This window comes from Mesorhizobium sp. M2A.F.Ca.ET.039.01.1.1, assembly GCF_003998035.1.
Classification (GTDB): domain Bacteria; phylum Pseudomonadota; class Alphaproteobacteria; order Rhizobiales; family Rhizobiaceae; genus Mesorhizobium.
This window is the reverse complement of sequence record NZ_RZRY01000241.1, coordinates 1-8,629: the sequence shown is the minus strand read 5'-3', so window position 1 is coordinate 8,629 and position 8,629 is coordinate 1. Positions and strand designations below refer to the sequence as shown.

General features: G+C 64.3%; 9 protein-coding genes and 1 pseudogene. All 10 read left to right on the top strand.

Annotated features, from left to right (window positions below):
• The coding region (locus tag EOA24_RS18845) for a carbon-phosphorus lyase complex subunit PhnI (RefSeq protein WP_189354015.1) at positions 1-304 on the top strand (304 nt) is incomplete at its 5' end.
• Complete coding sequence (locus EOA24_RS18840; RefSeq protein WP_245466926.1) at positions 301-1,281, top strand: alpha-D-ribose 1-methylphosphonate 5-phosphate C-P-lyase PhnJ; 981 nt, start codon at positions 301-303, stop codon at positions 1,279-1,281. The genes EOA24_RS18845 and EOA24_RS18840, both read left to right, overlap by 4 nt.
• Entirely contained in the window at positions 1,278-2,054 is a 777-nt protein-coding gene (phnK, locus tag EOA24_RS18835) for a phosphonate C-P lyase system protein PhnK (RefSeq protein WP_042640728.1), read from the top strand. Before EOA24_RS18840 ends, phnK begins: the two co-directional genes overlap by 4 nt.
• Before the next feature lie 69 nt (positions 2,055-2,123).
• Complete coding sequence (gene phnL / locus EOA24_RS18830; RefSeq protein ID WP_126081145.1) at positions 2,124-2,831, top strand: phosphonate C-P lyase system protein PhnL; 708 nt, start codon at positions 2,124-2,126, stop codon at positions 2,829-2,831.
• Positions 2,828-3,445 (top strand): DapH/DapD/GlmU-related protein, encoded by a 618-nt coding sequence (locus EOA24_RS18825; RefSeq protein WP_126081144.1) that lies wholly within the window; start codon positions 2,828-2,830, stop codon positions 3,443-3,445. The genes phnL and EOA24_RS18825 overlap by 4 nt, the downstream gene beginning before the upstream one ends.
• Before the next feature lie 162 nt (positions 3,446-3,607).
• Positions 3,608-4,244 (top strand): annotated as a pseudogene (locus tag EOA24_RS18820) (DUF1868 domain-containing protein).
• Between the two features lie 461 nt (positions 4,245-4,705).
• Complete coding sequence (gene phnC, locus EOA24_RS18815; RefSeq protein ID WP_126081143.1) at positions 4,706-5,563, top strand: phosphonate ABC transporter ATP-binding protein; 858 nt, start codon at positions 4,706-4,708, stop codon at positions 5,561-5,563.
• 138 nt (positions 5,564-5,701) lie between these two features.
• Entirely contained in the window at positions 5,702-6,610 is a 909-nt protein-coding gene (gene phnD / locus EOA24_RS18810) for a phosphonate ABC transporter substrate-binding protein (RefSeq protein ID WP_126081142.1), read from the top strand.
• Positions 6,611-6,664: 54 nt separating this feature from the next.
• Positions 6,665-7,621, top strand: coding sequence for a phosphonate ABC transporter, permease protein PhnE (gene phnE / locus EOA24_RS18805; RefSeq protein WP_127409972.1), 957 nt, complete (start codon positions 6,665-6,667; stop codon positions 7,619-7,621).
• A 1-nt stretch (position 7,622) separates the two neighbouring features.
• The coding region (locus tag EOA24_RS18800) for an ABC transporter permease (RefSeq protein WP_133374547.1) at positions 7,623-8,629 on the top strand (1,007 nt) is incomplete at its 3' end.

Here is an 8,629-nt window from a genome sequence, read left to right as displayed (position 1 = left end):
GTTCACCCGCGGCTACGGCCTGGTCTTCGGCCAGAGCGAACGCAAGGCGATGGCGATGGCGCTGTGCGACCGGGCGCTGCGCGCCGGCGAACTTGGCGAGGATATCGTCGCCGCCGCGCAGGACGAGGAATTCGTCATCTCCCATTCCGACAATGTCCAGGCGACCGGCTTCGTCGAGCATCTGAAGCTGCCGCACTATGTCGACTTCCAGGCCGAGCTCGGCCTCGTGCGCCGCATGCGCGCCGAATACGAAGCGCGGGAAAATGAGGACAAGGCTGAAGAGAAAAGGGAGGCCGCCGAATGAACGCCCAATCGACCGACATAGCCACCTACAACTTCGCCTATCTCGACGAGCAGACCAAGCGGATGATCCGCCGCGCCATCCTGAAGGGCATCGCCATTCCCGGCTACCAGGTGCCTTTCGCCTCGCGCGAGATGCCGATGCCTTACGGCTGGGGCACTGGCGGCGTGCAGGTCACCGCCTCGATCATCGGCCCGGATGATGTGCTGAAAGTCATCGACCAGGGCGCCGACGACACCACCAACGCCGTTTCGATCCGCGCCTTCTTCAAGAAGGTCGCCAAGGTCGACGTCACCACGGAGACCGCCAAGGCGACGATCATCCAGACCCGCCATCGCATCCCTGAGCAGCCACTGACCGCCGGCCAGGTGCTGGTCTTCCAGGTGCCGATCCCCGAGCCGCTGCGCTTCCTCGAGCCACGCGAGACCGAGACGCGAAAAATGCATGCGCTGGAGGAATACGGCCTCATGCATGTGAAGCTCTACGAGGACATCGCCAAGCACGGCCGCATAGCCACCACCTATGCGTATCCGGTCAAGGTCGAGGGCCGGTATGTGATGGACCCTTCGCCGACGCCGAAATTCGACAATCCGAAGATGCATCGTTCGCCGGCCCTGCAGCTGTTCGGCGCTGGCCGCGAGAAGCGCATCTACGCGGTGCCGCCCTTCACCGACGTCGTCAGCCTCGATTTCGAGGACCATCCCTTCGAGGTGCAGACCTTCGACCAGCCCTGCGCGCTCTGCGGCGCCGAGAATGTCTATCTCGACGAGGTCATCCTCGACGACCACGGCGGCCACATGTTCGTCTGCTCGGACACCGACCATTGCGAGAAGCGGCGCGCCGACTCTACCTCCCCCTCGTGGGGAGGTCGCGCCGAAGGCGCGGGTGGGGGGAAAGGCCAATCTTCTCTTTCTTCAACCCCCACCCCGGCGCTGCGCGCCGACCCTCCCCACAAGGGGGAGGGTAAGGAGGCCGAATGACCGACGAACCGCTGCTGCGCGTCTCCGCGCTGTCCAAATTCTACGGCTCGCGCGTCGGCTGCGAGAACGTCACCTTCGACCTCTGGCCGGGCGAGGTGCTGGCTGTTGTTGGCGAGTCCGGCTCCGGCAAGACGACGCTGCTCAACTGCCTGTCGACCCGGCTGCTGCCCTCCTCCGGCACCGCGAGCTACCGCATGCGCGACGGCCAGTGGCGCGAGCTCTACCGCATGAGCGAGGCCGAGCGCCGCTTCCTGATGCGCACCGACTGGGGCTTCGTCCACCAGAACCCGGCCGATGGGCTGCGCATGACCGTATCGGCCGGCGCCAATGTCGGCGAGCGGCTGATGGCCGTCGGCGACCGCCATTACGGCAGGATCCGCGCCACCGCCGTCGACTGGCTGTCGCGCGTCGAGATCGACGAGGACCGCATCGACGACGAGCCCCGCGCCTTTTCCGGCGGCATGCGCCAGCGCCTGCAGATCGCCCGCAACCTGGTGACCGGGCCGCGGCTCGTCTTCATGGACGAGCCGACCGGCGGCCTCGACGTCTCAGTTCAGGCGCGTCTGCTCGATCTGTTGCGCGGGCTGGTCACGGACCTCGGGCTGGCGGCAATTGTCGTCACCCACGACCTCGCCGTGGCGCGGCTTCTGTCGCAGCGCATGATGGTGATGAAGGACGGCCGCGTCGTCGAAAGCGGCCTCACCGACCGCGTGCTCGACGATCCGCGCGCGCCCTATACCCAGCTTCTCGTTTCTTCGATTTTGCAGGTCTAGCCGCATGGTCCCGAAAAGTGGAAGCCGGTTTTCGGACCAGACCATGCGGCAAAACAAAGGACTCTAATCATGGCCACGCCGCTTGTTGTTTCCGACATCGCGAAAAGCTTCACCATGCATCTGCGCGACGGCGTCACGCTGCCGGTGGTGGCGGGCGTCTCCTTCTCGATCCGCGCCGGCGAATGCGCCGTGCTCGGCGGGCCGTCGGGTGCCGGAAAAAGCTCGATCCTTAAGATGCTCTACGGCAACTATGCCGTCGACGAGGGCCAGATCATCGTCCAGCACGGCGGCGGGTTGATCGACCTCGCTTCCGCCAGCCCGCGCACCGTGCTTTCCGTGCGCCGCCACACCATCGGCTATGTCAGCCAGTTCCTGCGCACCGTGCCGCGCGTCTCCGCGCTCGACGTCGTCGCCGAGCCGCTGGTCGAGCGCGGCGGGGATCGCGAGACCGCGCGGGCGAAGGCTCGCTCCTTGCTTGCGCAGCTCAACCTGCCCGAAAAGCTCTGGGCGCTGCCGCCGGCGACCTTCTCCGGCGGCGAGCAGCAGCGCGTCAACATCGCGCGCGGCTTCATCACCGAGCATCCGATCCTGTTGCTCGACGAGCCGACCGCTTCGCTTGACGCCCGCAATCGCGATGTCGTGGTCGAGCTCATCGCCGCCAAGAAAGCGGCGGGCGTTGCGCTCCTCGGCATCTTCCACGACCTCGACGTGCGCGACGCGGTCGCCGATCGCGTCATCGACGTCACCGCCTTCGCCGCCGGAAAGATCGCCGCATGAGCAAAAAACTCTCGGAGGCGCCGCTGATCCATCCGACGGCGCAGGTCGAAAACTCGACCCTCGGCCGCTGGACCGAGATCGCCGAGCGCAGCCGCGTCGCCGAATGCGACCTTGGCGACTATTCCTACATGATGCAGGACTGCGCCGTCTGGTGCGCCACCATCGGCAAGTTCTCCAACATCGCGGCGAGCGTGCGCATCAACGCCACGAACCATCCGACCTGGCGGCCGACGCTGCATCACTTCACCTATCGCGCGTCCGACTATTGGGACGACGCCGAGCATGAAAGCGAGTTTTTCGCGCAGCGCCGCGCCAGGCGCGTCACCATCGGCCACGACACCTGGCTCGGCCACGGCTCGACCGTCCTGCCGGGCGTCATCGTCGGCGATGGCGCGGCCGTCGGCGCCGGCGCCGTGGTGTCGAAGGATGTCGCGCCCTACACCATCGTCGGCGGCGTGCCGGCGAAACCGATCCGCGAGCGCTTCGACCGCCGCACCGCCGAGCGGTACCAGGTCTTAGCCTGGTGGGACTGGGACCATGCAACACTGCGCGCCGCGCTCGACGATTTCCGAGAGCTGTCGGCCGAGGCGTTTTTGGAGAAATACGGCGGCTGATTTCGGTGAATGGTTAACGGTGAATGGTCAATAGTGAATGGCAACGAAGCCCTTCTTTCTCACCATTCACCATTCACCATTCACCATTCACCATTCACCATTCACCATTCACATCCTTGACACATGACTCGGACAAGAGCCGATCTCGCCCAGGAGATCGCCATGCTCGCCACTGTTAGACCCTCGCTCGCCGGATTTTTCGAAGGCTCCAACCCCACGCCGCCGGTCCATCTCGGCACCCGTTACGACGCGTCGGGCAACTTCCTGCCCGAACCGGGCAACACCTTTGTCTGCCATCTGGTCGAGGGCTCGCCTTCACAAGCTGCCATCATCGAGGTCCGCGAGCGCATGCTGGCCATGCCGGATGCCGATCGGCTCGCCTTCACGCCGATCTCCAGCCTGCATATGACGCTCTTCCAGGGCATCATCGAATATCGCCGCCGCCTTCCTTACTGGCCTTCGGACGTGCCGCTCGATACCAGCATCGACGGTATGACCCGCCTCTATCTCGAGCGCCTGCAAGGCTTCGAGGGCCACGGTCCCTTCAAGGTGAAGATTGTCGACGTCGTGCCGACCGGCCTCACCGTCGCCGGCGCCACCGAAGAAGACCGCCAGGTCCTGAAAGCCTGGCGCGATGCGCTGTCTGTGCCGTTCGGCTACCGTCATCCGGACCACGACACCTATGTCTTCCACATCACCTTTGCCTATCAGCTCCGCCGCCTCGATCGAGCTGAAGGCTCCTGCCTTCTGCAGCTTCAAGGACATGAAGCATTTCGAGGAATTGCTGGTGCTTGGCTAGCGGTTCTGCACGGGGATTTTGAAAAGTTGCCGTTTGTTGACGGGCACGATTTGGCTGAAGCCTTCCAACCTCGTCATTCCAGGGCGAAGCAGCCGCGAAGCGGCGTCGCGGAGACCCTGGAATCCATTCCGTGACCCTCGTCGAAGAGTGCGGCGGAGCAGAATTCTGCACCGCAGCAGCGCCCATGCGTCACGGAATGGATCCTCGGGTCTGCGCGCGTCGCTCCGCTCCTTGCTCCGCCCGTGGATGACGACTGGGGTGGACGTTTCGGCCAATCTCTTACGCATGCCGCCCGCCAACACAAACATAGCCGGCCCGGTCGAAATCCATGTGCCGGGGAATTAGCGCCCGAAGCCTGTGACTCGTAACAAAAATGACATCAATCCGACACCCCAGCTTCATCGGGCTGCGCTAGCGAAGGTTAACGGACCCTCGAAACCGCGACGTACCGGAGTTTTGCCATGTCAGCATCATCGGCCACGCTCGAAATCCGCGGCGTAACCCGACGATTTGGCAAGAACACCGCTGTCAGCGACATCAACATCTCGATCCCGCGCGGTCAGATGGTCGGTATCATCGGCCGCTCCGGCGCCGGGAAGTCCACGCTGCTGCGCATGATCAATCGTCTCATCGATCCCAGCCAGGGATCGATTTTTTTTGACGGCGCCGAGGTCTCCTCCCTGCAGGGCTCGCCGCTGCGCCGCTGGCAGCGCGACTGCGCCATGATCTTCCAGCAGTTCAACCTCGTGCCGCGCCTCGACGTCTTGACCAATGTGCTGCTCGGCCGCCTCAACCATCGCTCCACGGTTTCCAACCTGCTCGGCATGTTCACGCGCACCGAATGCGCGGAGGCGGTGGCCGCGCTCGAGCGCCTCGACATCGCACGCACCGCGCTGCAGCCGGCCGGCACGCTGTCCGGCGGCCAGCAGCAGCGTGTCGCGATCGCCCGCGCCATGATGCAGCAGCCGAAAGTGCTTCTGGCCGACGAGCCGATCGCCTCGCTCGACCCGCTCAACGCCAAGGTGGTGATGGATTCGCTGCGCGACATCAATCTGCGCGAAGGCATCACCGTCGTCACCAATCTGCACACGCTGGACACCGCCCGCGCCTATTGCGGCCGCATCATCGGCATGGCCGCCGGCAAGGTCGTCTTCGACGGCGCCCCGCAAGACCTCGACCGCGACGCCGTGAGCACCGTCTACGGCGCCGACGCCAGCGGCGCCGAGATCTCCGAGGCCATTACGTCGACCAGCGTGACCATCAGGCCGAAGATCACCGCATCCGCCGGACCGCTCGAACCCGCCTTCCCTGGCTACTGAGTCCATTGCCCCGACCCCAGTCGGTCCGGGCAAATCGTGGATTTCGGCAGAGCAACCCGGATCGCCCGCCAGCGTCAAAGGCAAGACTTGAAAAATCAGAACGCCGGCGCGCAGCCGGAACAACAGGAGAGAGAGCAAATGTTCAGGAAGATGGTTTTTGGAGCGGTTTCGCTGCTCGCCATGGCCGCAAGCGCCGCGCACGCCGCCGATATCAAGGAATTCCGCGTCGGCATCCTCGGCGGTGAAAACGAGACCGACCGTCTGCGCAACTATCAGTGCCTCGCCGACCACCTGAAGTCGGAATTCGGCTTCGAGAAGGTTTCGCTGTTCCCGGCCGCCGACTATGACGGCGTCATCCAGGGCCTGCTCGGCGGCACGCTTGATTTCGCCGAACTCGGCGCGTCCGGCTACGCCAGCGTCTATCTGAAGGACCCGAAGGCGGTCACCCCGATCCTCACCACCAAGCAGACCGACGGCTCGACCGGCTATTACTCGGTTGGCCTGGCGCTGAAGACCTCCGGCATCACCGACATCAAGTCGGCCAAGGGCAAGAAGCTCGGCTATGCCGATCCGGATTCGACCTCGGGCTACCTGATCCCGCTGACCCAGATTCCGAAGGACACCGGCGCTTCCAACGAGACCTACTTCGCCTCGACCCAGTTCAACGGCGGCCACGAGAACAACATCCTGGCCGTGCGCGACGGCAAGGTCGACGTGGCGGTGGACGACTCCTCGGGCATCGGCGACTTCAAGAACGGCTACACCTCGGGCACCTTCCACAAGGAAGTCGCCAAGGGCGCGGTCGACCCGAACGACTTCGTCGAAGTGTGGCGCTCGGGCCTGATCCCGAACGGTCCGCTGGTTGTCCGCACCGCGCTGGGCGACGACATGACCGCCAAGCTCACCGCTTTCTTCACCGCCCTGCCGGCCAAGGACAAGGCCTGCTTCGAAGGCATCGAGGGTGGCGACTTCACCGGCTACGTCCCCGTGAAGCCTGACTTCTACAACGTCATCGTCGAAGCCCGCAAAGCCGCTATCGGCGGCTAAAGGCATCAGGAAAGGGCGGCGTCGCAAAAACGCCGCCCTTTTTGCATTCACGTCATGACCCTTTCGACAACGATCCATTCCGACGCCACCCGCCAGCAGGCCGACGCCTGGCGGCGCCAGACGTCGCTGCGCCGCTTCTACACGGCGCTTGCCGTCGGCCTGCTGCTTGTCGCCATGTTCGCGACCATGTGGTTCGCCGACGAGGCCAATGCCGGCCACTTTTTCGACCGGCTGCCGCACATCCTCGATTTCTTGAGCTGGCTGGCCCCGAAGGACTGGAACGACGTTTGGCGTGCGCTGTTCGACATCGCCTCGCCCAGCGACAAGGGAACGCAGGAATTCAACTTCCCGCTCGGCCGCGTCTATGTCTGGAGCGGCTTCTACATCCCCGAATATTTCGAGCTGATGCTGACGACCGTGAACGTGGCGCTGGTCTCGACCTTCATCGGCTTCGTCTTCGCCGTACCTTTCTCCTTCATCGCCGCGCGCAACCTGACGCCGAGCCCGATCCTGCGGCTCGTCGTCAAGCGCCTCATGGAACTGCTGCGGGCCTTTCCCGAGATCGTCATTGCCGGCCTGTTCGCGGCCATCGTCTCGATCGGCCCGGTCGCGGCCATCATCGCCATCGGCCTGCATTCGATCGGCGCGCTGGGCAAGCTCTTCTACGAGATCAACGAGAACATCGACATGCGCCCGGAGGAGGGCCTGCGCGCGGTCGGCGCCAACTGGTTCGAGCGCGTGCGCTTCGCCGACCTGCCGCAGGTGCTGCCCAATTTCATGTCCTATACGCTGCTCCGGATCGAGATCAACGTGCGCATCTCGACCATCATGGGCGCGGTCGGCGGCGGCGGCATTGGCGAGGAGCTGAAGCTTGCCATCTCGCGCGGCTTCGGCGCCAAGACGCTGGCGCTGGTGCTCCTGCTCTTCGTCACCATCATCCTCGTCGACCAGTTCTCCGCCTGGCTGCGCCGCAAGCTCGTCGGCGAGCAGGCTTTCCTGATGAGCGCGTGAAATGGCCGCCATGACCGCCGACGAAATCAGCGCCATCGAAAACCGCCACCCGCAGATCTTCCAGCGGCCGGCCTACAAGCGCTTCTGGCCGCTGCTGCTGGTCGCGGGCACGGTGCTCTATCTTGGCTACGCCTTGTGGTTCTTCAGCCTGCCGCTGGTGCTGCGCGAGTCGCACTGGGAGCGCCTGCCGCTCTTCCTGTCGCAATGGATCAGCTACGACCTGCAGCCGGAATTCCGCCTCGACCAGCCCGAGATCACGCCGAAATATCCGCGCTTCTCGGCGCTCGGCGAAAACCCCGATCCCGATTGGGTGATCAAGAATGCCGATGGCACCTACACCGTCCAGATCGACGGCGACGCCAAATCCGTCACCTTCGACAAGACCAAAGAGACGATCACGGCCAACGGCCTGACCGTGCCCATCGCGCTGACCGGTGGCAAGCCGGTGGTGACAGGTCCGGTGCCCGACTGGGTGACCGTCCATGACGACGAGATCGTCGCCAAGCTAGGCTTTGCCGGCGAGGTGCGTGTCACCGTCGACCGCGTCAAGGTGCGCAAGCGCTTCCTCGGTTGGGCGAATTTCGTCTTCGATACGCGCTCGCCCTTCTTCGGCAAACCCTATAGCGAAGTCATCTCGCTGATCGTCTCCGGGCCGGAACTCAAGCCCGGTACGTCGAACCTGGCTTTGGCCGCCGACAATTTCTGGAACAACGCCCAGTGGCAGCATGGCGATGTCTGGACGAAGCTCTTGCAGACCATCGTCATGGCGTTCCTTGGCACATTGCTCGGCGGCATCGTCGCCTTCCCGCTTGCCTTCTTTGCCGCCCGCAACATCACGCCGAGCGGCGTTCTGAGCCAGGTGCTGAAACGCTTCTTCGATTTCATGCGCTCGGTCGACATGCTGATCTGGGCGCTGTTCTTCACCCGCGCCTTCGGCCCCGGCCCGCTGGCCGGCAGCGCCGCGATCTTCTTCACCGAGATCGGGACGTTGGGCAAAACCTATTCCGA

Coding starts and splice junctions, on each gene's coding strand:
- phnL (WP_126081145.1), top strand. CDS start 2,124: ATGGCCACGCCGCTTGTTGTTTCCGACATCGCGAAAAGCTTCACCATG.
- EOA24_RS18825 (WP_126081144.1), top strand. CDS start 2,828: ATGAGCAAAAAACTCTCGGAGGCGCCGCTGATCCATCCGACGGCGCAG.
- phnD (WP_126081142.1), top strand. CDS start 5,702: ATGTTCAGGAAGATGGTTTTTGGAGCGGTTTCGCTGCTCGCCATGGCC.
- EOA24_RS18840 (WP_245466926.1), top strand. CDS start 301: ATGAACGCCCAATCGACCGACATAGCCACCTACAACTTCGCCTATCTC.
- phnC (WP_126081143.1), top strand. CDS start 4,706: ATGTCAGCATCATCGGCCACGCTCGAAATCCGCGGCGTAACCCGACGA.
- phnE (WP_127409972.1), top strand. CDS start 6,665: ATGACCCTTTCGACAACGATCCATTCCGACGCCACCCGCCAGCAGGCC.
- phnK (WP_042640728.1), top strand. CDS start 1,278: ATGACCGACGAACCGCTGCTGCGCGTCTCCGCGCTGTCCAAATTCTAC.